The 21,945-nt window shown below is 73.6% G+C and carries 18 protein-coding genes, 1 pseudogene and 1 riboswitch; of the genes and pseudogenes, 14 read left to right on the plus strand and 5 right to left on the minus strand.

Features of this window, described 5'->3' with window-relative positions:
• Positions 1-56 precede the first annotated feature (56 nt).
• Positions 57-713 (minus strand): annotated as a pseudogene (locus tag ACZ6X9_RS18110) (DUF5995 family protein); the annotation flags it as partial.
• Positions 714-902: 189 nt separating this feature from the next.
• Positions 903-2,357 carry a uracil-xanthine permease family protein gene (locus ACZ6X9_RS18115; protein ID WP_469778968.1) on the minus strand — a complete coding sequence of 485 codons (1,455 nt, stop codon included), beginning with the start codon at positions 2,355-2,357 and terminating at the stop codon, positions 903-905.
• A gap of 244 nt (positions 2,358-2,601) precedes the next feature.
• Here ACZ6X9_RS18115 and ACZ6X9_RS18120 point away from each other — a divergent pair, with 244 nt between their 5' ends.
• The gene (locus ACZ6X9_RS18120) at positions 2,602-3,300 is read left to right on the plus strand and encodes a hypothetical protein (RefSeq protein ID WP_469778969.1); all 699 of its coding nucleotides are present in this window, start codon (positions 2,602-2,604) and stop codon (positions 3,298-3,300) included.
• Positions 3,301-3,619: 319 nt separating this feature from the next.
• On the opposite strand, the gene ACZ6X9_RS18125 is transcribed toward ACZ6X9_RS18120, so the two are convergent.
• Entirely contained in the window at positions 3,620-4,864 is a 1,245-nt protein-coding gene (locus tag ACZ6X9_RS18125; RefSeq protein WP_469779185.1) for an MFS transporter, read from the minus strand.
• Between the two features lie 189 nt (positions 4,865-5,053).
• A riboswitch (FMN riboswitch) is annotated at positions 5,054-5,184 on the plus strand.
• Positions 5,185-5,340: 156 nt separating this feature from the next.
• On the opposite strand from ACZ6X9_RS18125, the gene ribD reads away from it, so the two are divergent.
• The 10 genes from ribD (at position 5,341) to ACZ6X9_RS18175 (ending at position 13,990) form a co-directional block, all read left to right on the plus strand.
• The gene (gene ribD / locus ACZ6X9_RS18130; RefSeq protein ID WP_469778970.1) at positions 5,341-6,453 is read left to right on the plus strand and encodes a bifunctional diaminohydroxyphosphoribosylaminopyrimidine deaminase/5-amino-6-(5-phosphoribosylamino)uracil reductase RibD; all 1,113 of its coding nucleotides are present in this window, start codon (positions 5,341-5,343) and stop codon (positions 6,451-6,453) included.
• Between the two features lie 3 nt (positions 6,454-6,456).
• Positions 6,457-7,128 carry a riboflavin synthase gene (locus ACZ6X9_RS18135; protein ID WP_469778971.1) on the plus strand — a complete coding sequence of 224 codons (672 nt, stop codon included), beginning with the start codon at positions 6,457-6,459 and terminating at the stop codon, positions 7,126-7,128.
• Positions 7,125-7,790, plus strand: coding sequence for a nicotinamide mononucleotide transporter family protein (locus ACZ6X9_RS18140; RefSeq protein ID WP_469778972.1), 666 nt, complete (start codon positions 7,125-7,127; stop codon positions 7,788-7,790). The genes ACZ6X9_RS18135 and ACZ6X9_RS18140 overlap by 4 nt, the downstream gene beginning before the upstream one ends.
• 47 nt (positions 7,791-7,837) lie before the next feature.
• Positions 7,838-9,112, plus strand: coding sequence for a bifunctional 3,4-dihydroxy-2-butanone-4-phosphate synthase/GTP cyclohydrolase II (locus tag ACZ6X9_RS18145; protein WP_469778973.1), 1,275 nt, complete (start codon positions 7,838-7,840; stop codon positions 9,110-9,112).
• A gap of 46 nt (positions 9,113-9,158) precedes the next feature.
• Entirely contained in the window at positions 9,159-9,644 is a 486-nt protein-coding gene (gene ribH / locus ACZ6X9_RS18150; RefSeq protein ID WP_469778974.1) for a 6,7-dimethyl-8-ribityllumazine synthase, read from the plus strand.
• Between the two features lie 34 nt (positions 9,645-9,678).
• Positions 9,679-9,948: a phosphoribosyl-ATP diphosphatase gene (locus tag ACZ6X9_RS18155; RefSeq protein ID WP_004952249.1), complete on the plus strand. Its 270-nt coding sequence runs from the start codon at positions 9,679-9,681 to the stop codon at positions 9,946-9,948.
• Positions 9,949-9,997: 49 nt separating this feature from the next.
• Positions 9,998-10,846: an ATP phosphoribosyltransferase gene (gene hisG, locus ACZ6X9_RS18160; RefSeq protein ID WP_469778975.1), complete on the plus strand. Its 849-nt coding sequence runs from the start codon at positions 9,998-10,000 to the stop codon at positions 10,844-10,846.
• A gap of 37 nt (positions 10,847-10,883) precedes the next feature.
• Positions 10,884-11,360 (plus strand): PH domain-containing protein, encoded by a 477-nt coding sequence (locus tag ACZ6X9_RS18165; RefSeq protein ID WP_469778976.1) that lies wholly within the window; start codon positions 10,884-10,886, stop codon positions 11,358-11,360.
• A 195-nt stretch (positions 11,361-11,555) separates the two neighbouring features.
• Positions 11,556-12,908, plus strand: coding sequence for a hemolysin family protein (locus ACZ6X9_RS18170; protein ID WP_469779186.1), 1,353 nt, complete (start codon positions 11,556-11,558; stop codon positions 12,906-12,908).
• Positions 12,905-13,990 carry a hemolysin family protein gene (locus ACZ6X9_RS18175; protein WP_469778977.1) on the plus strand — a complete coding sequence of 362 codons (1,086 nt, stop codon included), beginning with the start codon at positions 12,905-12,907 and terminating at the stop codon, positions 13,988-13,990. The genes ACZ6X9_RS18170 and ACZ6X9_RS18175 overlap by 4 nt, the downstream gene beginning before the upstream one ends.
• A gap of 146 nt (positions 13,991-14,136) precedes the next feature.
• Here ACZ6X9_RS18175 and ACZ6X9_RS18180 read toward each other — a convergent pair whose 3' ends face one another.
• On the minus strand, positions 14,137-15,993 hold the full coding sequence (locus tag ACZ6X9_RS18180; protein ID WP_469778978.1) for an AAA family ATPase: 1,857 nt from the start codon (positions 15,991-15,993) through the stop codon (positions 14,137-14,139).
• A gap of 498 nt (positions 15,994-16,491) precedes the next feature.
• Complete coding sequence (locus ACZ6X9_RS18185) at positions 16,492-17,145, minus strand: uridine kinase family protein (RefSeq protein WP_469778979.1); 654 nt, start codon at positions 17,143-17,145, stop codon at positions 16,492-16,494.
• A 194-nt stretch (positions 17,146-17,339) separates the two neighbouring features.
• Here ACZ6X9_RS18185 and ACZ6X9_RS18190 point away from each other — a divergent pair, with 194 nt between their 5' ends.
• The 3 genes from ACZ6X9_RS18190 to ACZ6X9_RS18200 all read left to right on the plus strand — a co-directional run bounded on the left by ACZ6X9_RS18190 (position 17,340) and on the right by ACZ6X9_RS18200 (position 21,779).
• The gene (locus ACZ6X9_RS18190; protein WP_469778980.1) at positions 17,340-18,731 is read left to right on the plus strand and encodes a peptidase C39 family protein; all 1,392 of its coding nucleotides are present in this window, start codon (positions 17,340-17,342) and stop codon (positions 18,729-18,731) included.
• A 326-nt stretch (positions 18,732-19,057) separates the two neighbouring features.
• Complete coding sequence (locus tag ACZ6X9_RS18195; protein WP_469778981.1) at positions 19,058-20,053, plus strand: hypothetical protein; 996 nt, start codon at positions 19,058-19,060, stop codon at positions 20,051-20,053.
• A gap of 160 nt (positions 20,054-20,213) precedes the next feature.
• Positions 20,214-21,779: an amino acid permease gene (locus tag ACZ6X9_RS18200; protein ID WP_469778982.1), complete on the plus strand. Its 1,566-nt coding sequence runs from the start codon at positions 20,214-20,216 to the stop codon at positions 21,777-21,779.
• Positions 21,780-21,945 lie beyond the last annotated feature (166 nt).

Raw genomic sequence — 21,945 nt, forward strand, 5'->3', positions numbered from 1 at the left:
CCGCGGTCGCCGCCCCGGACGTCCTCCCGCCCGTCGTCCCGGCCGGCTCCGCACCCCAGCGGGGTCAGCAGGCAACGCCCCACCAGCCCCACGCTCGCGTCCACGCGCTCGGCGAACTCCACCGCCACCTCCGGTCTTTCGCGGAGTGCCCACAGGGCCCGGAACGCCGCCCAGGCGGCACCGCGCGCGGCCTCCAGGGTCCACGACCCGAGCAGATGGGTGAGCGGATCGGCCACGTCCAGCAGGTCGGGGCCCGGCATCAGGGCCTCCCGGACCCGTTCCTCCAGGGAGACCAGCACCTCGCCGACGCGGTGGAAGTCCCCCTCCAGGTCCCGCGGCTCGGCGCCGAGTCCGTGGCAGGTGTCGGCGAGGGCGAGCGGCAGGTCATGGCCGATGTGGGCGTTGATGCCCGCCAGCGCGAACTGCACCGGCCGGACGGCGGGGTGGCCGCGGAGCTGGAACAGCGGACGCCAGCAGGCCGGCGGTCTTCGGCCGGCCGCCGCCTCGTCGACCGCGTCCAGGTAGCGGCTCGCGAACAGCACGTCCAGCGTCGTGGTGGCGAGGCGGTCGTGGAACCCGCCGTCCGGCACCCGCCGCGCCACCTCCTCGGTGACCGTCAGATACACCCCGTTGAAGACCGCCACCCCGTCCTCCGGCGGCAACTCGGCGGCCAGCGCCCGCATCCGGGCGACGACCCGCTCGATGCCGGTCATGGGTGCCGAGGCCGGCAGGTGTGCCGTGGCCCGAAGGGGTGCCGTGGCGGGTGGGGGTACCGGGGTCCGTGCGCGCGTCGTCTCCATGCACACAGAGTGACATGCGGATACGGAGAGTAGGGGTTCTGGCCTTGAAGTTAACCGGAACGGGTGACGCAGTGTGATGGCGCCCCGGAACGCGGCCGAGCGTCAGGCCCGAGGGCGCCCGGGCGTCGGCCCGTCGCCGTTCCCCTCGCCGGACGGGCCCCGGCCGCCCCCCGCGCCTTCGGCCGCGAGGGCGTCGTACCCGCTCGTCCCCTCGTCCAGCAGCGGTTCCTGGCCCTTGAGGTGGGCCGGGGCGAGGAAGCGCAGGGCGTGGTAGCCGGTGAGGACCACGATCGTGCCCAGGGCGATGCCGTTCAGCTCGAAGTTGGCGCTGATCTTGAGGCTGACGCCGCCGACGCCGATGATCACGCCGGCCGCGATCGGCACCAGATTCAGCGGATTGCGCAGGTCCACCTTGTTGTGCACCCAGATCTGCGCGCCCAGCAGGCCGATCATGCCGTAGAGGATGACGGTGATGCCGCCCAGCACGCCCCCGGGGACGGCCGCGACGACCGCGCCGAACTTCGGGCAGACGCCGAAGAGGAGCGCGAAGCAGGCCGCCGCCCAGTACGCGGCGGTCGAGTAGACGCGGGTCGCCGCCATGACGCCGATGTTCTCGGAGTAGGTGGTGTTGGCCGGGCCGCCGACCGCCGTGGACAGCATCGTCGCCGCGCCGTCGGCCGAGATGGCGGTGCCCAACTGGTCGTCCACCGGGTCGCCGGTCATCTCGCCCACGGCCTTGACGTGCCCCGCGTTCTCCGCGATGAGGGCGATGACCACCGGCAGCGCCACCAGCGCCGCCGACCAGCCGAACGACGGACCGTGCAGGGTCGGCAGGCCGATCCAGTCCGCCTTGCCGACGCCCGACAGGTCGAGTCGCCAGTGGTCGACGGCCTGGGGGCCGCCGTTGACGGAGTGGATCTTTCCGAGGATCCGGTCGAGCGCCCAGGAGAGGGCGTAGCCGAAGAGCAGGCCCAGGAAGATCGCCACGCGTGACCAGAAGCCGCGCAGGCAGACCACGGCCAGCCCGGTGAAGAGCATGGTGAGCAGGGCCGTCCACTGGTCCTGCGGCCAGTAGGTGCTCGCGGTCACCGGGGCCAGGTTGAAGCCGATCAGCATCACCACCGCGCCGGTCACCACGGGCGGCATCGCCGCGTGGATGATCCGGGCGCCGAACCGGCGTACCGCCAGACCGCTCAGGAACAGGGCCGCGCCCACCACAAAGATCGCGCCGGTGACGGCCGCGCTGTCGCCGCCCTGGGCGCGGATGACGGCCGCCACGCCGACGAACGAGAGGCTGCACCCCAGGTAGCTGGGGATCCTGCCGCGCGTGGCGAGCAGGAAGAGGATCGTGGCGACACCCGACATCATGATCGCCAGGTTGGGGTCCAGGCCCATGAGCACCGGACTGACGAAGGACGCCCCGAACATCGCCACCACGTGCTGGGCGCCGAGCCCCGCGGTGCGCGGCCAGGAGAGCCGTTCGTCCGGCGCGACCACGGCCCCCGGGGCGGGGGTGCGCCCGTCACCGTGCAGGGTCCAGCGCACGCCGAGGCCCATGAAAGCTCCCACTGTGGTTGTTCGAGGTGATCCGCACCATGTTAAGCGCGGGTCAGGAGTGATCCGTGCGGAGAACGGCGGGCGGCGGGCCGCTCGCTGACGCTCGGTGGACGGTGCCCGGACGCTGCTGCGATCGGCGCAATTAACACCTCGTAAGGCTGTATGCCCGGGACGCTCGGCAGCTCCCCGGTCGAGGCGAGGTATGCGTGGGTTGTCCGATTTCCTGCCAAACCAGGAGACATACATGCGTAAGCTCGTCGGCCGCTCAGCGGCCGCCGCGGTCCTCGCCGCGGGCGTCATCGTTCCGGCCGCCGGGGTGGCCGTCGCCGCGCCGCAGTCCTCGTCCACGCCGAAGGTGGCGAGCTGGGACGACGACCACGGCCGTGACCACGGCCGGGACCGTGACCGCGACCGGGGCCGCGACAAGCACCGCGACCGTGACCGCGGTCGGGACCGTGACCGCGACTGCGACCGGGGCCGTCACCACCGTGACCGTGACCGTGACCGCGACTGCGACCACGGCCGCTGGCGGGACCGGGACTGCGACCACGGCCGCTGGGGCCGTCACCACGACGACGACTGTGACCGCGGCCGCCACGGCGGTTGGGGCAACGGTTGGGGCAACATCAACATCTGGGGCGGCTGGGGCGACTGGGGCCGTGGCCACCACAAGAGCTGGGGCGGCTGGGACCGTGACTGCGACCGCGGTGGCTGGGGCCACAACGGTGGCTGGGGTCACGGTGGCGGCTGGGGCCACGAGGGTGGCTGGGGTCACCACAGTGGCTGGGGCCACGAAGGCTGGGGCCGCGGCGACGACTGCGACAACGGCTGGAAGCACCGCCGCCACGACCGTGACTGCGACAATGACGGCTGGGGTCACAAGGGCGGTCACGGCGGCAAGTACGTCCGCAACACCGTCAACATCCTGGGCATCAGCCTCTGAGGCCATCTGAGGCCATCTGAGGCCATCTGAGCCGACGTTCACCCTCTGAGGTCCCCTTCCACCGCGGGCCGTGCGACCGGAAACCCCGGTCGTGCGGCCCGCGGAGGCGTTCCCCCCTGGGGGTGTCAGACGGATCTCCGTGGCGTCACGACGCCCGGCCCGCGCTCTCGCCGCACCGGCCGGAAGCCCACGTACGCCCGGTACGAGAGCTTCCGGCCGGCACTCTCCCAGCCTTCGGCCTGGAGACCCCCAGAGCACACACCGGACGCCGCTCCTTCCCCACGGAGCTCCGTCGGACACCCGCTAGGCGGACGACCGTTCAGGCGCCCTCCGTCGCGGTGGCCCGCGCGGCGCCCCCGGCCCCCGGCCGCAGCGCCCCCGCCGTCACCGACAACAGCGCGGCCAGCACCGTCACCAGCCCGAACGAGACCGTCAGCGAGGTGGCGTCGGCGAGCTGTCCGATGGCCGACGGGGCGACCAGGCCGGACGTGTAGGTGATCGTCGCCACCCCCGCGATGGCCTGGCTCGGCCTCGGCCCGCTGCGCGCCGCCGCCGCGAAGGCGAGCGGCACGACCACCGCGATGCCCAGCCCCACCAGCGCGAAGCCCGCGACAGCCGGCGCCGCCGACGGCGCGGTGACCACCAGCGCCCCGCCGCACCCCGCCAGCACCCCGCCCGCCCGGACCGTGTGCACCGGCCCGAACCGGCGCACCGCCGCGTCCCCGGCGAACCGGGCCGCCGCCATCGCGCACGAGAACGCCGTGGTGCAGGCCGCCGCCAGACCCGCCCCCGAGCCGACGACGTCCCGCAGATAGACCGCCGACCACTCCAGGCTCGCCCCCTCGGCGAACACCGCGCAGAACCCCACGGCTCCGATGACCAGGGCCGACCTCGGCGGCAGCGTGAACCTCGGCGGCGCGTGCTCCGCCGCCCGGGGACGTATGTCCAGCACCTGACCGCACACCACGACGCCCAGCAGCGTCAGCGCGCCGGCCGCCGCGCCGAGGTGCCACCGCGCGTCCGTTCCCGCGTGCGCCGCCACCGTGCCCGCCGCCGAGCCGGCCAGTGCCCCCGCGCTCCACATCCCGTGCAGCCCGGACATGATCGAGCGGCCCAGCCGTTCCTCGGTCTCCACGCCCAGCGCGTTCATGGCGACGTCCGCCGTCCCGGACGCCGCGCCGTACACAGCGAGCGCCGCGCAGAGCGCCGGCAGGGTGGGGGAGAGGGCGGGGAGGGCGAGGGAGGCGCACCACAGGGCCAGCAGTCCGCGCAGCGCGGTCCGGGTCCCGAAGCGGTGGGCGACCCGGCCCGCCAGGGGCATGGCCAGCGCCGCCCCGATCGCCGGGAAGGCCAGCGCCAGGCCCAACTCGCCCGCGTCCAGCTCCAGGTGGTCCCTGATCCAGGGGACGCGGGTGGCGAAGTTCCCGGTGACCGCGCCGTGCACGGCGAACACGGCCGCGATGGCCGGCCGGGCCCGGCGCGGTGGTGGTCCGCCGGTGCCGCCCCTGGCGCCCGTCCTCGGGTCACCGGTCCCGTCCGTGCGGTTCCCGCCCTGGACCTCCATGCCGCGGACCCCCAGTCCCGTCGCTGTCACCGGCCCCCCGGGCACCGTACGCGGGCCCGCGCGTGACCTGCCACACGCTCTGTCAAGTCCCGTGGACACCGCGCGGCGGCTCGGCGTACGCTCGGAGCGTCGGAGCCGGAGGTCTCATGGGACCGCGGCTCGGACACCCGTACAGAAAAGATCATTACGCAGCGCACTCCGGGGTCGGTGAAATTCCGAACCGGCGGTTACAGTCCGCGACCCGACCGCAGCCGGCGGCCGGTTGACCAGGTGAAATTCCTGGACCGACGGTTAAAGTCCGGATGGGAGGCAGTGCGCGGCGGGCAGGCACCGGCAGCAGAGCCGTGGCCGTGCGACCGTCACCCCTCGGGGACGTGCCGCACGGGGTACGCGGCGTTCCCGGCGCCGTCGTCCCCGCTTTCCGTCGTTCTCACGACAGCCCCGGAGTCCACGCCCGAAGAGGCAGGAGGACCCCGGTGGCCACCGCGACCGAAGCAGACGCGATGCGACGCGCCATCGCGCTCGCCGCGCGCGCCCTCGGTTCCACGAGCCCCAACCCCGTCGTCGGCTGCGTCCTCCTCGACGCCGCAGGACGCGTCGCGGGTGAGGGCTGGCACCGGCGCGCCGGAGCGGCCCACGCCGAGGTGGAGGCGCTGCGCGCCGCCGCCGCGGCCGGCCGTGAGGTCCGGGGCGGCACCGCCGTCGTCACGCTCGAACCCTGCAACCACACCGGACGCACCGGCCCCTGCGCCCAGGCGCTGATCGCCGCCGGCGTCGCCCGGGTCGTCTACGCCGTCGCCGACCCGAACCCGACGGCCACCGGCGGCGCGGCCACCCTCGCGGCGGCCGGCGTGGACACCGAGGGCGGCCTGCTCGCCGACGAGGCGGCGGCCGGCAACGCCGCCTGGCTCACCGCCGTCCTGCGCGGCCGGCCCTTCGTGCTCTGGAAGTACGCCGCCACCCTGGACGGCCGCAGCGCCGCCGCCGACGGCACCAGCCGCTGGATCACCTCGGCCGGTTCCCGCGCCGACGTCCACCGGCTGCGCGCCGAGGCCGACGCCGTCGTCGTCGGCTCCGGCACCCTGCGCGCCGACGACCCGCACCTCGCCGTCCGCGACCGGCCCGACGGGCGTGCCGTCACCCAGCCGCTGCGCGTTGTCGTCGACACCCACGCCACGGTCCGCCCCGGCGCCCGGGTCCTGGACGACGCCGCGCCCACCCTGATCGCCGTCGGCAAGGACGCCGACACCGGGCACCTGCCCGGGGTGGACGTCGCCCGACTGCCCGCCGACGGCACCGGGATCGACATCCCCGCCCTGCTCGCCGAGCTCTACGGCCGCGGCGTGCGCTCCGTCCTGCTGGAGGGCGGCCCCCGGCTCGCCGGTGCCTTCCTGGCCGCCGGCGCCGTGGACCGCGTCGTCGCCTACCTCGCCCCGGCCCTCCTCGGCGCCGGACCCGCCGCCCTCGGGGACGCCGGCATCGGCACCATCGACCGGGCCCTGCGCCTGGACGTGACCGACGTCGCCCGGATCGGCCCCGACCTGCGGGTCACCGCCGCCCCCCTCGCCACCGCCCCAGAGGAGAACTGAGAAGTGTTCACCGGAATCGTCGAAGAACTGGGCGAGGTCGTCGCCGTGGAACGCCAGGGCGACTCGGCCCGGTTCCGGCTGCGCGGCCCGCTCGTCACCGAGGACGCCGGGCACGGCGACTCGATCGCGGTCAACGGCGTCTGCCTGACGGTCGTCACCACGGCGGACGGCGAGTTCACCGCCGACGTCATGGCGGAGACCCTCGACCGCTCCAGCCTGGGCGCCCTCGACGCCGGGGCGCGCGTCAACCTCGAACGCCCGATGAAGCTCGGCGGACGGCTCGGCGGCCACCTGGTCCAGGGGCACGTGGACGGCACCGGAACGATCACCGAGCGGACGCCCGGCGAGCACTGGGAGACCGTACGCGTCTCGCTCCCCGCCCACCTCGCCCGGTACGTCGTCGACAAGGGCTCCGTCACCGTGGACGGCGTCAGCCTCACCGTGGTCGAGGCCGGGGACGACTGGTTCACCGTCAGCCTCATCCCCACCACGCTGGAGATGACCACCCTCGGCATCAAGAAGGCCGGCGATCCGGTCAACCTGGAGGTCGACGTGCTCGCGAAGTACACCGAGCGGCTGCTCGGTCATGTTCCGGCCACCGAGCGGCTGCTCGGTCATGTCCCGGCCACCGAGCGGCTGCTGGGCGACCGGATCGCCAAGGGGGGCCGGGCATGAGCGCCTTCTCCTGGCTCGGCGGCGAGGTGTTCGCCGCCTTCGGCCAGCACGTCATCTGGTCCGACCTGCTCGGCAACACGGCGGGGCTGATCGCCCTGGCGCTGGGCTGGAAGCGGTCCATATGGACTTGGCCCGTCCAGTTCCTCGCCGGCCTGATCCTCGTCACCGCCTACGCCACCGCGCACCTCGGCGGCGGCGTGGGCAAGCAGCTCCTCGTCATCGGCGTCTCGCTGTGGGGCTGGCGGCAGTGGCACCTCGGGCGGCGTGACACGCAGGACGGCCTCGCCGTGCGCTTCGCCACCGGGCGCGAGCGGGCCGTGCTGCTCGCCGGTACCGCCGCGGGCACGCTCGCCGTCGGCGGGCTGTTCACCGCCGTGCCCGAGCTGTCCTGGAACCCCTGGCCGGACGCCTACATCTTCGTCGGCACGCTCGCCGCGATGGTCGCCCAGGCGCGCGGGCTCGTCGAGTTCTGGTTCGCCTGGCTGCTGGTCGACTTCGTGGGCGTGCCCCTCGCGTTCTCCAGTGGACTGGCCTTCGCCGGCGTCGTCTACGTCGTCTACCTCGGCCTCGTCCTGTGGGGCATGCGCGACTGGTGGCTGCGGTCCCGCGCCGCCGCCCGCCGCGCCCCGGCCGCCGAACCGGTCCTCACCCGGGCCGCCTGACCGCCGACCGCCCCCGCCGCCCGCCCACGACCCCCACGGAGAGACCCATGACCGCCCCGCACGCGGCCCCCACGGCCCCCGGCCTCGACCCCGTCGAGCGCGCCATCGCCGACATCGCGGCCGGCCGGCCCGTCGTGGTGGTGGACGACGAGAGCCGGGAGAACGAGGGAGACCTCGTCGTCGCCGCCGAACTCGTCACCGCCGAGACCGTCGCCTTCATGATGAGCGAGTGCCGCGGCCTGATCTGCGTGCCGATGGAGGACGAGGACGTCGACCGCCTCGAACTCCCGCAGATGGTCGAGAAGAACACCGAGACCATGCGCACCGCCTTCACCGTCAGCGTGGACGCGGGCGCCGCGCACGGCGTCGGCACCGGCATCTCGGCCGCCGACCGGGCCACCACCATCCGGCTGCTGGCCTCCCCCGAGAGCCGCCCCGGCGACTTCGTCCGGCCGGGCCACGTCTTTCCGCTGCGCGCGCGGCCGGGTGGCGTCCTCGCCCGCCCCGGCCACACCGAGGCCGGCTGCGACCTGGCCCGGCTGGCCGGGCTGCGGCCCGCCGCCGCCATCGTGGAGATCGCCGGGGAGGACGGCCGGATGCTGCGGCTGCCCGAACTGATCCCGTTCGCCCGGAAGCACGGCCTGGCGGTCATCTCCATCGAGGACCTGATCGCCTACCTGAAGTCCCCCGAACCCACCGTCAAGCGGGAGGCCGTCACACGGCTGCCCACCGCCTTCGGCGAGTTCCGGGCGTACGGCTACCGCTCCGTGCGCGACGGCGTGGAGCACATCGCCCTCGTCTCCGGCGACCTCGGCGACGGCGAGGACGTCCTGGTCAGGGTCCACTCCGAGTGCCTCACCGGTGACGTCTTCGGCTCTCTGCGCTGCGACTGCGGCCCCCAGCTCGAGGCGTCCCTTGAACGGGTGGCCACCGAGGGCCGCGGCGTCGTCGTCTACCTGCGGGGCCACGAGGGGCGCGGCATCGGACTGCTCTCCAAGCTGCGGGCCTACGAGCTCCAGGAGGCCGGCCACGACACGCTCGACGCCAACCTCGAGCTCGGCCTCCCCGCCGACGCCCGCGACTACGCGGCCGGCGCGCAGATGCTCACCGACCTGGGCGTCCGCTCCATCAGGCTGATGACCAACAACCCCGACAAGACCATCGCCCTGGAACAACACGGCATCAAGATCTCCGGCCGGGAGCCGATGCCGGTGGCGGCGGGCGAGCACAATCTCCGGTACCTGCGCACCAAGCGGGACCGCATGGGGCACGACCTGCCCTGGCTGGACGACCACCAGGTCTCCCCCTGCGACAACCAGTAGCACCATCCATCCGAACACCGGCGACAGCGATCCATCGAGGAGTGACGTGAGCGGCAAGGGCGCCCCCCAGTTGAGTGTGAAGAACTGCCGAGACCTGCGAGTGGCCGTGATCGCCGCCCAGTGGCACGAGAAGGTCATGGACGGCCTGGTCGACGGCGCCCTGCGCGCCCTGCACGACCTCGGCATCGACGAGCCGACGCTGCTGCGCGTCCCCGGGAGCTGGGAGCTGCCCGTCGCCGCCAAGGTGCTCGCCGGTCGCGGCTACGACGCGATCGTCGCCCTCGGCGTCGTCATCCGCGGCGGTACGCCCCACTTCGACTACGTGTGCCAGGGCGTCACCCAGGGCCTCACCCAGGTCTCCACCGACACCGGCGTCCCGGTCGGCTTCGGCGTCCTCACCTGTGACACCGACGAACAGGCCCTCGACCGCGCCGGGCTGGAGGGCTCGACCGAGGACAAGGGCCACGAGGCGGTCACCGCGGCCGTCGCCACGGCGGTCACCCTGCGCTCGGTCGCCGAGCCCTGGCACTGAGCCCCGGGACGGACCCCGTAGGGTAGGGACCACCATGGACAGGAAGACGTTCGAGGAGCTCTTCGCCGAGCTCCAGCAGAAGGCCGCCGGCGATCCCGCCACCTCCCGCACCGCGGAACTGGTGGGCAAGGGCGTCCATGCCATCGGCAAGAAGGTCGTCGAAGAGGCGGCCGAGGTGTGGATGGCCGCCGAGTACGAGGGCGCCGAGGCGACCGCCGAGGAGATCTCCCAGCTCCTCTACCACCTCCAGGTGATGATGGTCGCCCGCGGCATCTCGCTCGACGACGTGTACGCCCACCTCTGATCCGTACCCCTGCTTCCCCTCACATCCCCTGCACGAAGGAACCGCCCTCATGCTGCGCATCGCCGTCCCCAACAAGGGTTCTCTCTCCGAGCCTGCGTCGGAGATGCTCCATGAGGCCGGTTACCGGCAGCGCAAGGACCGCAGGGAACTCGTCCTCGTCGACGCCGCCAACGAGGTCGAGTTCTTCTTCCTCCGCCCCCGCGACATCGCCGTCTACGTGGGCTCCGGCAAGCTCGACATCGGCATCACCGGCCGCGACCTGCTGCTGGACTCCGGCTCCCGGGCCGAGGAGATCATGCAGCTCGGCTTCGCCGGCTCGACGTTCCGCTACGCCACCCGCCCGGGCACGGCCGCGGACGTCTCCGAGTTCGGCGGCATGACCATCGCCACCTCCTTCGCGGGCCTGGTCACCAAGCACCTCGCCGACCACGGCGTCGACGCCGACGTCGTCCACCTGGACGGCGCCGTCGAGACCGCCATCCAGTTGGGCGTCGCCCAGGTCATCGCCGACGTCGTCGAGACCGGCACCACCCTGCGCAACGCCGGTCTGGAGATCATCGGCGAGCCCATCCTGGAGTCCGAGGCCGTCGTCATCCGCCGCGCGGGCGCCCCGGCCGACGACCCCAAGGTCCAGCAGTTCCTCCGCCGGATGCAGGGCGTCCTCGTCGCCCGGCGCTACGTGATGATGGACTACGACATCCGCGTCGAACACGTCGAGCGCGCCGTCGCGCTCACCCCCGGCCTGGAGTCGCCCACCGTCTCGCCGCTGCACCACGAGGGCTGGGTCGCCGTCCGCTCGATGGTCCCGGCCAAGGACGCGCAGCGGGTCATGGACGAGCTGTACGACCTGGGCGCGCGCGCCATCCTCACCACCGGCATCCACGCCTGCCGCCTCTGACCCGGCGACCTGCGCCCCCCGAAGGAACCCCACCGACGTGACCAGCCCAGCCGCGCCCGGCACCCCCGGGACCTCCGGAACCACCCTTCCGGCCGTCTTCCGCCCGACCCTGACCCGGGTGGTGCTGCTGGGCGTCGGGTTCGCCCTGCTCGCCGTCCTGACGGTGATGTCGTTCCTGCTGGAGTCGTTCACCGGGGGCGACCGGGCCACCTTCATCGGCACCGGGCTGCTCGGCCTGGGCGTCCTCGCCCTGCTCGCCCGCCCCAAGGTCGTCGCCACGCCCGAGGGCGTCACCGTGGTGAACCTCACGACCGTCCGGCGGCTGGCCTGGGCCGAGATCGTCCGGGTCAACCTCCGGCCCGGCGACTCCTGGGTCCACCTCGACCTCGCCGACGGAACGACGCTGCCCGCCATGGGCATTCAGCCCGGTATGGCCCGGGAACAGGCCATCACCCAGGCCCGTACCCTGAGCGCGCTCGTCGCCGAACTCGGCACCGGCCGCTCCACGACCTGAGCCCGGTCGGACGCCCCGCTCCCCGGTTCCTTGATTACTCTGGTGTCACGGGCACCCACCTGCCCCGTCCCGCACCTCCGGCCGCCGCCCAGCGGCCCGCGGGACACCTGCGAACCGAGGAGTGATCCCCTCCGGGATGGACGGACCGTCCTGTAGTACCCGCGCCGCCCCCCATCGTGAGGCGGCGCCATGAGTATCACCGTCTCGCTGCTGCTCCTGGCGGCGGCCCTGCTCCTGATCCTCGCGAACGGCTTCTTCGTCGCCGCCGAGTTCGGCCTCGTGACCGTCGAGAAGCCGGAGGCCGAGCGGGCCGCGGCGAGCGGCGACCACCGGGCCCGCACCGTCGTCGAGGCCCTGCGCGAACTGTCCTTCCAGCTCTCCGGCACCCAACTCGGCATCACCATCACCTCCTTGGTGGTCGGCATGCTCGCCGAGCCCGCCCTCGGGCGGCTGCTCACCGGGGTCTTCACCGCGGCCGGGCTGCCCGCCGGCGCCGCGCCCGGCGTGGCGGTGGTGACCGGCATGCTGGTGGCCGCCGCCGTGCAGATGGTCCTCGGCGAGCTGGTGCCCAAGAACTGGGCGGTCTCCCGGCCGCTCCAGGTCGCCCGCTTCGTCGCCCGTCCGCAGAGCGCGTTCTCGCACCTCTTCCGGCCCGTGATCACCTTGCTGAACACGGTCGCCAACCGGATGGTCCGGGCGCTGGGCGTGGAGCCGGCCGAGGAGCTGGCCTCCGCCCGCACACCGGGCGAGCTCGTCTCGCTCGCCCGGCACTCGGCCCTCGCCGGCGCCCTGGAGCAGGACACCGCCGATCTCTTCGTACGGACCCTCTCCCTGGGCGAGCTCACCGCCCAGCACGTCATGACGCCCCGGGTGAAGGTCAGCGCCCTCCAGGCGGGCGCCACCGCCGAGGACGTCCTCAACCTGACGCGGGCCACCGGCCTGTCCCGTTTCCCCGTCTACCGGGAGCGGCTGGACGAGGTCGTCGGCGTGATCCACCTCAAGGACGCGCTGGCCGTCCCGCCCGAGGAGCGGCTGCGCACCCCGGTCACCCGGATCGCCGTCGCCCCGCTGCTCGTCCCGCAGAGCCTGCCGGTGCAGCCGCTGCTGGAGCGGCTGCGCAGCGAGCAGCCGATGGCCGTCGTCGTCGACGAGTACGGCGGCACGGCCGGCGTCGTCACCCTGGAGGACATCGTCGAGGAACTCGTCGGCGAGGTCCGCGACGAGCACGACCACGCCGACGCCGCCCGCCCCGACCTGGTGTCCGTCCCCGGTGAGGACGGCCGCCCGGCGTGGGACGCGGAGGGGAGCTGCCGCGTCGACGCCCTGCACCGCATCGGACTCGACGTGCCCGAGGGCCCGTACGAGACCGTGGCCGGGTTCGTCGCCGACCTGCTCGGCCGCATCCCCGTGTCCGGTGACACCGCCGAACTGCCCGGCGGCTGGCGGCTCTCGGTGCGCCGGGTCGGGCACCACCGGGCGGAGCGGGTCCGGTTCGTCCGGGCCGCGCTGGTGAAGACGGCCGTGGCGGGGAAGGAGGAGGCGCGATGAGCGTGCTGCAACTCCTCTTCGCCCTGGTGCTGGTGCTCGCCAACGGGTTCTTCGTGGGCGCCGAGTTCGCTCTCGTCTCGGTGCGCCGGAGCCAGATCGAACCGCGGGCGGCGGAAGGGTCCAAGCAGGCCAGGACCGTCCTGACCGGACTGGAGAACCTGCCGCAGATGATGGCGGCGGCCCAGTTCGGCATCACCGTCTGCTCGCTGACGCTCGGCGCGGTCGCCGAGCCGACCGTGGCGGGGCTGCTGGAGCCGGTCTTCCACGCGGTGGGCCTGCCCGGTGGGCTGATCCATCCGCTCGGGTACGTCATCGCGCTGGCCCTGGTCGTCTTCCTGCATCTCGTCATCGGCGAGATGGTGCCGAAGAACCTCGCCATGTCCGCCCCCGACCGGGCGGCCCTCTGGCTGGGCCCCGGCCTGGTCGCCTTCGCCCGGCTCTGCCGGCCGGTCACCCGGCTGCTCGGAGCCTGCGCGCACGGCGTGCTGCGGCTGTTCCGGGTCGAGCCCAAGGACGAGGTCGAGGCGGTCTTCACCAGTGAGCAACTGACTCACCTGGTGGAGGATTCGCGGCAGGCCGGGTTGCTTGACTCCGTCGAGCAGGAACGGCTTGAGGACGCCCTCGAGCTGGGCAGCCGGCCGGTGACCGACGTGCTGCTCGACCCGGCCGCGCTGGTCACCGTGGCGCCGTCCGTCACTCCGCGCGAGATCGAGGAGCTGACCGTTCGGACCGGGTACTCCCGCTTCCCGGTGCGCGCGGCGGGCGGTGCCTTCATGGGGTACGTCCATGTGAAGGACGTCCTGGATCTGGAGGAACGCGACCGGCCCGTGCCGCAGCACGTGTGGCGGCGGGTCGAGACGCTGCGGGCCGAGCTGCCGCTCGACGACGCGCTGACGGTGATGCGGCGGGCTGCCGCTCATTTGGCGGCTGTCGCCGATGCTTCGGGGAAGGTGCTCGGGTTGGTGGCGTTGGAGGATGTGCTGGAGATGTTGGTGGGGGAGGTGCGGGATCCTTCGCATCGGGTGACGGCTGTGACGCCGGTGGTGCCGGATCCGCGGGTGCGGGAGGTTGTCACGGGGTGAGTTTGCCCCAGCCCCGCCCCTTCGCCGTTTCCTGGGGCTGACGCCCCAGACCCCGCTTGTCGCGGCTTCGCCGCTCGTCCTCAAACTCCCCCAGAGGGGGTGCCCCCGGACGGGCTGGATGGTCAGCCCGTCCGGCGTTTGCATGCCTACCTCTCCGGCCCCCGGCCGGAGAGGACCTCGCCGTACGCCTGCATGAGGTCCGGCAACCGCAGCGTCGCCAGATCGTCGCGCGACAGCGTGCCCCCATAGCCGGACAGCCGCAGATCCCGGTAAGCGCAGCTCTTCTCGTACAGCGTGCGCAGGAACCGCCCGTTCCCCAGTTCGTCGATCCATCCCTGGGAGACGACGTGGGCGCTGATGGAGCGCAGTTCCTCCAGGGCTTCCTCGTCCCAGGCGTCGCCGTTCTCGCCGGCGAGGACCTCGCCGATGGCGGTGAGTTCGGCGGGGCGGTAGCTGGGGAAGTCGACGCGGGTGGTGAAGCGGGAGCCGAGGCCGGGGTTGGCGGCGAGGAGGCGGTCCATGCCCTCGGGGTAGCCGGCCAGGATGACGACGAGGCGGTCGCGGTTGTCCTCGGCGCGCTTGAGGAGGACCTGGAGGGCTTCGTCGCCGTAGGCGTCGCCCTTGCTGTAGCCGGAGTTGGAGAGGCTGTACGCCTCGTCGACGAAGAGGACGCCGCCGAGCGCGGAGTCGATCAGCTCGTTGGCCTTGACCGCCGTCTGGCCGAGGAACTCGCCGACGAGGTCGGCTCGCTGGGCCTCCACCAGGTGGTCGCCGCCGAGGAGGCCGAGGGCGTAGAAGACCCGGCCGAGGATCCGCGCCACCGTGGTCTTGCCGGTGCCGGAGGGGCCGGAGAAGACGAAGTGGCGTTTTGGGGGTTGCACGGGCAGGCCCTGGCCGGCCCGCAGGCGGGCCATGCGCAGTTGCGCTGACAACGCCCGGACCTGGCGTTTGACCGGCTCCAGGCCCACCATGCGCTCCAGTTCGGCGAGCGCCTCGGCGAGCAGGACGGGGTCGGAGGGGCCGGGCACCGGCGGCGCGGCGGGCTGCGGGGGGACCCGGGCCTTCTCCCGTACCCCGCCGGTGGGGGCGGGGGCCGGGTCGCCGGGGGCCGGGGCCGTGCCGGTGAGGACGTCGCCGGCCCGCGCCTGGGGGTCCCCGGCGGTGTCCGCGGCGTCCGGCGGATCCTGGCCGGGGCCGCCGAAGGCGAGCGGCGGGGAGAGGTCGGTGTGCTCGTCGAGCCCGTCCCCGGCCGAGATGGCGGTCAGCCGGGCGGAGGTGTCCATGAAGGTGGGGTCCACCCGGTGCACGGCGCGGTAGAGGGGCAGCGCCGCCGCGCTGCGGCCGGTGCCCTCGTAGGCGCGGGCGAGCCAGTAGCGGAGCTCCTTGCGCTGCGGCTGTTCGCTGCGGCAGCGCATCAGGGCGGTGGAGAGCAGTGGCTCCGCCTGGCCGTACATCTCCAGGCGCACCCGGGCCATGCCGCCGAACAGCCCGGCCTCGATGCCGAGCGACGAGTCGTCGAGTAAGGGTTCGGTGTGCCGGACGAGCTGTTCCCAGTCCTTGACGAGGTACGCGCGGCAGGCGTGCAGGAAGCGGACCTGCGGGTCGGTGTCGACGGGCGGGCACTCGGCGAGCGCCCGGTCCAGCTCGGGGACGTGCCGGCCGTCCAGCCAGTGGGAGGCGTGGGCGAGCAGCAGGTCGCGGCCGGTCTCCAGGACGGGCTGGACCCACCAGCCGAGCCAGTACCAGGAGTTGAGCGGGCGGCGGTGGCGGACGCGCTGCTGGCCGAACCGTTCGCGGTGGCGGTACATGCGCAGCAGCGCGGTGGAGGTCTCGGCCCGCAGGGCGTGCAGCCCCAGCCAGGCGTCCGCCATCCCGGGGTCGATGCGCACCGCCGTCCGGAACTCCTCCTCCGCCTGGGCGTAGGAGCCCATCGTGCAGGCGTCCACACCGCGCAGCCAGGCGAGATCTGCCGGGGCGGGCGGGCCCTGTGTGCCGAAGTCCATCGCATCCCCCACAAACCCTGCCCCCGTGCCGCGCCGCCGGGCGGGTGCCCGGCCGCGTCGTTCGAACCGTTGTTCTGTGGGCGGGAGTTGACCAGTGTTGCCGGCGCCCGCCGACGACGGGTGCGCCGCTTGGCATCGTACCTGCGCGATCGGCGTGGCCCGTAGGGTGCGGAGGCTCCCTTCGTGGGCGCCGGGGGTGGTTTCCGGGGCGTCCGGGGAGCGCCGCGCCGGATCGTCACCGTGCGTAGTGGCCGCGGGTCCGAGTGAGGGGGCAAAAGGGGTGTATGGGTGTCCCGTGGGGAGTACGAAGCCCCCGGTCACGGGGGAACAACCGGGGGCTTCGCGTCCGTCGGCGAACCTCCGAGGGTCGCCTCTTCAGAACGTAAGTCCTGTAAGGGCCCGGGGTCAAGCCGAGTTGAGGTGCTCTGTGGGTGCCCGTCGTGCGGAGGTGTCGGGTCCCGGGGCACGTCGGCTACGCAGCGTAGGGAAAGGCGGGGTTCAGCCGGTCCCGTGAGGTCCCGGCAGCACCTCATACCCCAAGAGCCCCTGCCGCACCAGGAGTTCGGCATAGGGGCGCGTGGGGTCCGCCGCGAAATGCGCGCGCTCCGCCCGCATCCATCCGGCCCAGAATTCCGCCTGCTCCGCCCCGTCGCGGAGTTGACCCCTGCCCCAGGAGTCACTGCGTCCCAGGTCCATCCACAGCAGGCACGCGAGGTGGGGGCGCAGGGCTCGGCGTCCCGCGCCCACCCCCTCCAGCAGGACCACGGGCGCGGCGGGCAGGACGCGTTCGGGGCCGGCGAAGCGGCGCGCCGTCCAGTCGTAGGCCCGGTAGCGGGCGGCCCTGCCCCGGGCGAGCGGGGCGAGGATCCCGGTGCGGAGCCGGTCCGTCCACTCGAACAGTTCGTCGTGGGTCGCGAAGTCGTCCAGATGCAGTACCGGCACCCCGCCGCCCAGCGCCTCGCCGCCCAGCGCCTCGCCGCCCAGCGCCTCGGCGAGCCGCGCCGCGAACGTGGTCTTCCCCGAGCCCGCGTGGCCGTCGACGGCCACCAGCCGGACCGGGCCGAGGGACGGCGGCAGGGCGTGGAGCCGGCGGGCGAGGGCGGCGAGCGGGGCGAGCGGGGCGGGGGAGCCGGGGGAGTCGGGGTCGTGCACGGGGTCACCTTAGGCGGCGGGGCGTGGCCGGGGACCCCCGGCCCGGCCGTCCCGCCGGCCGCCTGGCGCGCCGTACGTCGCGTCACTGGCTCCCGGCCGCTCCGCCCGGGATAGTGGGCGGTCCGGACCGCGCGGCCCGACGGGACCGCGTGGGCGGCCCCTTCACGGTCACTGACAGCCCGGGAGACCACGCCATGTCCAGCAGACCAGACCCTTCCCCCGCCCCCTCCCCTTCGTCCCGCCGTTCCCTGCTGGCCGCCGCCCTCGCCGTCACGGCCGCCGCGTCGCTCTCGCGGGCGGGCACCGCCCTGGCCGCCGCCCCGGAGGGCGGGGCCCGGCGGTCCCCGACGACGGTCGACCACCACTCCTGGACCGGCCTCGCCGACTGGCGCGCCGGCACCCGCGCGGGAACGGCGGTCCGCGACGGGCGCCGGCCGGGCGTGGTCCTCGACCGGCCGGCGGGCACCCTGGAGTACACCGACCCGCACACCGGGACCACGGCCCGCTGGGAGTACGCCACCTGGACCTCGCCGGTGCACACCCTGTCCGTCCCGGCGAGCGAGATCGTCGTCTCCTGGAACGCCCACACCCCGTCCGGCACCTGGATCCAGGCCGAGGTGCGCGCCTCCTACGCCGACCGTACGCACACGCCGTGGTACGTCATGGGCCGCTGGACCTCGGGCGACGCGGCCGGCGACATCCGGCGCACGTCCGTCGACGGGCAGAAGGACGGCCGGAGCGCCGTCTCCACCGACACGCTGGCCGTCGAGCCGGCGGGCGGCGCGCGGTTCGTCTCGTACGCCCTGCGGCTGACCCTCTGCCGGCGGCCGGGCAGCGGGCGGACCCCCACGGTGTGGCGGGTGGGGGCGATGGGGTCCGACATCCCGGACCGGTTCACGGTGCCCGCCTCGAAGCCGGGGGAGGGGGCGGGACACCGACTGGCCGTCCCGCGCTACTCGCAGGAGATCCACAAGGGCCAGTACCCGGAGTACGACAACGGCGGCGAGGCGTGGTGCAGCCCGACCTCCTCGCAGATGGCGGTGGAGTACTGGGGGCGCCGGCCGTCCGCCGCCGACCTGGCCTGGGTGAACCGCTCCTACGCCGACCCGCAGGTCTGCCATGCCGCCCGGCACACCTACGATCACCAGTACAAGGGCTGTGGCAACTGGCCGTTCAACGCGGCCTACGCGGCGACCTACCGGGACCTGCAGAGCACGGTCACCCGGCTGCGGTCGCTGAACGACGCCGAGCGGCTGGTCCGGGCCGGGATCCCGGTCGTCACCTCGCAGTCCTTCCTCGCCGCCGAGCTGGACGGGGCCGGGTACGGCACGGCGGGACACCTGATGTGCGTCGTCGGCTTCACCCGGAGCGGGGACGTGGTGGTCCACGACCCGGCGGCCCCCTCGGACGCCGCCGTCCAGCGGGTGTACAAGAGGCGGCAGTTCGAGAACGTCTGGCTGCGGACCAAGCGGAAGGATGCGCAGGGCCGGGTCAGAAGCGGCTCGGGAGGCGTGTGTTATCTCTACTTCCCGCTGGAATTGTCGGCCGCCCAGCGAAAAGCTCTGCGACAAGTGGGGGTGGAGTGACTGAAGTTGGCAATGTGAATCTCCAAGAGCGCGGCCCGTTCGCACGGTTGTGTGTATAAGCTGTGGCCGCACCGAGGCCTGGACCGATCGTCCCCGGTCGCGGTGGTTCCGTCGGGCGTGGCCCACCGGTGTGCCCGGGGCGGGATTCGTCCCGCCGCCCGACGGCCGTCGATCCGGTTCCGGTGTGCGTCTTTTCCCGCTCGTGTGGTGCGGCAGGGGCTTGTCATGGAAATGCCAATGCGCCCCCCGACGCTCCTCCGCGAGTGCTGCGACACCGCACGTGAACCGTTCGGCAGACGACCGCGAGGCAGGGAGGGGCGCACCGGATGCAGCGCCGCAGATTCGGCCGGTCCGCGCGGCGGGCGGGACCGGCCGGCCCCGTGGAGGCGGAACTCGACACCCATCCCGCGCGGGACGACCAGCCGTTGCGCGCCGCCGTGGACGACGCGGCCATGGGCCGCTGGGAGGGGCCCCGCGACCTGCTCGCGGCCACCGGGCACGACTGGGACCGGCGGATCTTCCGGCTCCAGGTCCTCGCCCGGGCCGGGGTGAACCTCCGCTTCGCGGAGACCTGGAGCCGCGCCGAGCCCGGTTCCCCGGACGCCCTGGCCGTACTGGCCCACGTCCGGGCCCTGCGGTCGCTGGTCGCCGGCCGGGAGGCGGGCCGCGAGCTGATGGAACAGGCCTGGGAGACCTGCCTGGCCACCGCGGAGGCGGCCCCGGCGGACCCCTCGCCGTGGGTGGTCCTGCTGGCCCTGGTGCGCGTTCACGCCCCGGATCGCGAGCTGCTGGGGCGGATCTGGAACGAGGCGACGGCCCGGGACCCGTACAACCGGGAGGCCCACCACGAGGTGCTCACCTTCCTGTTCGACCGGAACCACGGCTCCGGCGGCGAGATGTTCCACTGGGCCCTGGAACGGGCCCAGACCGCTCCCGCCGGCCTCCCGCTGGCCGTCCTCCCCCTGGTCGCCCTCGCCGAGTCCTACCGGCAGCGGAGGGCGGAGTCCGGCGGGGCGTACGGGCTGACCGTTCACCCCTGGAACGACTGTCCGCACATCGACCGCGTCCTCGACGGCTGGTGGCGGCACCGGTCGCCCCGCCCGCACGCCCACTTCGCGGACGACGCCAACTACCTCGCGCACGCCCTCGGCTTCGCCGGCCGGCACGCCGAGGCGCACGAGGTGTTCACCGCGATCGGCCCGTACGCCTGCGACGCGCCCTGGTCGTACTGCGGTGAACCGCGTGAGCTGTTCCTGCGGTACCGCGCCTGGGCGGCCCGCGCAGCCGCCGGCCGGCCGCCCCGCCCGCCCCGGCCGGGGTGAGCCGCCCCCAGGGCTGCCCCCGGGCCGTCCCCGGGCCGTCCCCGGTCCGCGGCGGGATGCGCCGACCGTCCCCACGTCCCACCGCACGACCAGCACCACGGTTTCCCCCACCGCTCCCCTCTGGTCCCCTCCGGCCCAACGAACCGAGGAAGAGGTTTCCGTGCCACTCGAAGTCCCCGGCGTCTCAGGCGTCCCCGGCGCCTCCGGCGCTTCCGGTGTTTCCGACGAAGAGCGCCTCGCCCAGCTCGGCTACCGCCAGACCCTCGCCCGCAGCATGAGCGGCTTCGCCAACTTCGCCGTCTCGTTCACCATCATCTCCGTGCTGTCCGGCTGCATGACCATGTACGGCTACGGGATGACGACCGGCGGCCCCGCCATGATCACCTGGGGCTGGGTCGGGGTCGGCCTGATGACCCTGATCGTCGGCCTGGCCATGGCCGAGGTGTGCTCCTCGTACCCGACCAGCGCCGGGCTGTACTTCTGGGCCCACCGGATGGCCCCGGAGCGCAGCCGGGCGGCGTGGGCGTGGTTCACCGGCTGGTTCAACGTCCTCGGCCAGATAGCGGTGACCGCGGGCGTCGACTTCGGCGCGGCCTCCTTCCTCAACGCCTACCTCGACCTCCAGTTCGACTTCGCGGCGACGCCCGGCCACACCATCACGCTCTTCGGGATCATCCTGCTGCTGCACGCCGTCCTGAACACCTTCGGCGTCCGCATCGTCGCCGTGCTCAACAGCGTCAGCGTGTGGTGGCACGTCATCGGCGTGCTCGTCATCGTCGGCGCCCTGGCGATCGTCCCGGACCACCACCAGTCGGCCTCGGTGGTCTTCGGGGAGTTCGTCAACGGCACCGGCTGGAACTCGGGCTTCTACGTGGGGCTGCTGTCGCTGCTGATGGCGCAGTACACCTTCACCGGCTACGACGCGTCCGCCCACATGACCGAGGAGACCAACGACGCCTCGACGGCCGGGCCGCGCGGCATCGTGCGTTCCATCTGGCTGTCCTGGATCGCGGGCTTCGTACTGCTGGTCGGCATGACGTTCGCCATCCAGAGCTACCAGGGCTCGCTGGACTCGACGACCGGGGTGCCGCCGGCCCAGATACTGATGGACGCGCTCGGCGCGAGCGGCGGCAAGGCCCTGCTGCTGGTCATCATCGCCGCCCAGTTGTTCTGCGGGATGGCCTCCGTCACCGCCAACTCGCGGATGATCTACGCCTTCTCGCGCGACGGCGCGCTGCCGTTCTCCCGCGTCTGGCACCGGATCAACCCGGCGACCCGCACCCCCACCAACGCCGTGTGGCTCGCGGCCGGGGGAGCGTTCGTCCTCGGTCTGCCGTACCTGATCAACCAGACCGCCTACGCGGCGGTGACCAGCATCGCCACCATCGGGCTGTACATCGCCTACGTCATCCCGACCTTCCTGCGGCTGCGCCTCGGCGACCGCTTCGAGCGCGGCCCCTGGCACCTGGGCCGCTGGTCGCGGCCGATCGGCGTGGTGGCCGTCGGGTGGGTGTCGCTGATCACCGTGCTGTTCATGCTGCCGCAGGTGCGGCCGGTGACCCTGGAGACGTTCAACTACGCGCCCGTCGCGGTGGCCGCGGTGCTCGGCTTCGCCGGGGTCTGGTGGCTGGTCTCGGCCCGCCGCTGGTTCCTCGACCCGCACCACCCGAAGAACGCCGTCGCACAGGCCGCGCCGCTGACGGAGCCGGGCGCGCTGCGCCCGTGACCGGGCCGCGTCCGTAGCGCGCCCGCCGCGCGGCGGGATCCGTGGCGCCTCCGCCGCGCGGTGGGCGCGTCAGGAGGGGTCCGCCGCGCCCCGGCTTCCGGCCGGACAAACATCCCGTTCGCACCAGACGTACGACAGGGGCCGCACCCCCGGCGGTCGACGCCCG

The sequence above is a fragment of the Streptomyces sp. NPDC052910 genome (assembly GCF_055585605.1).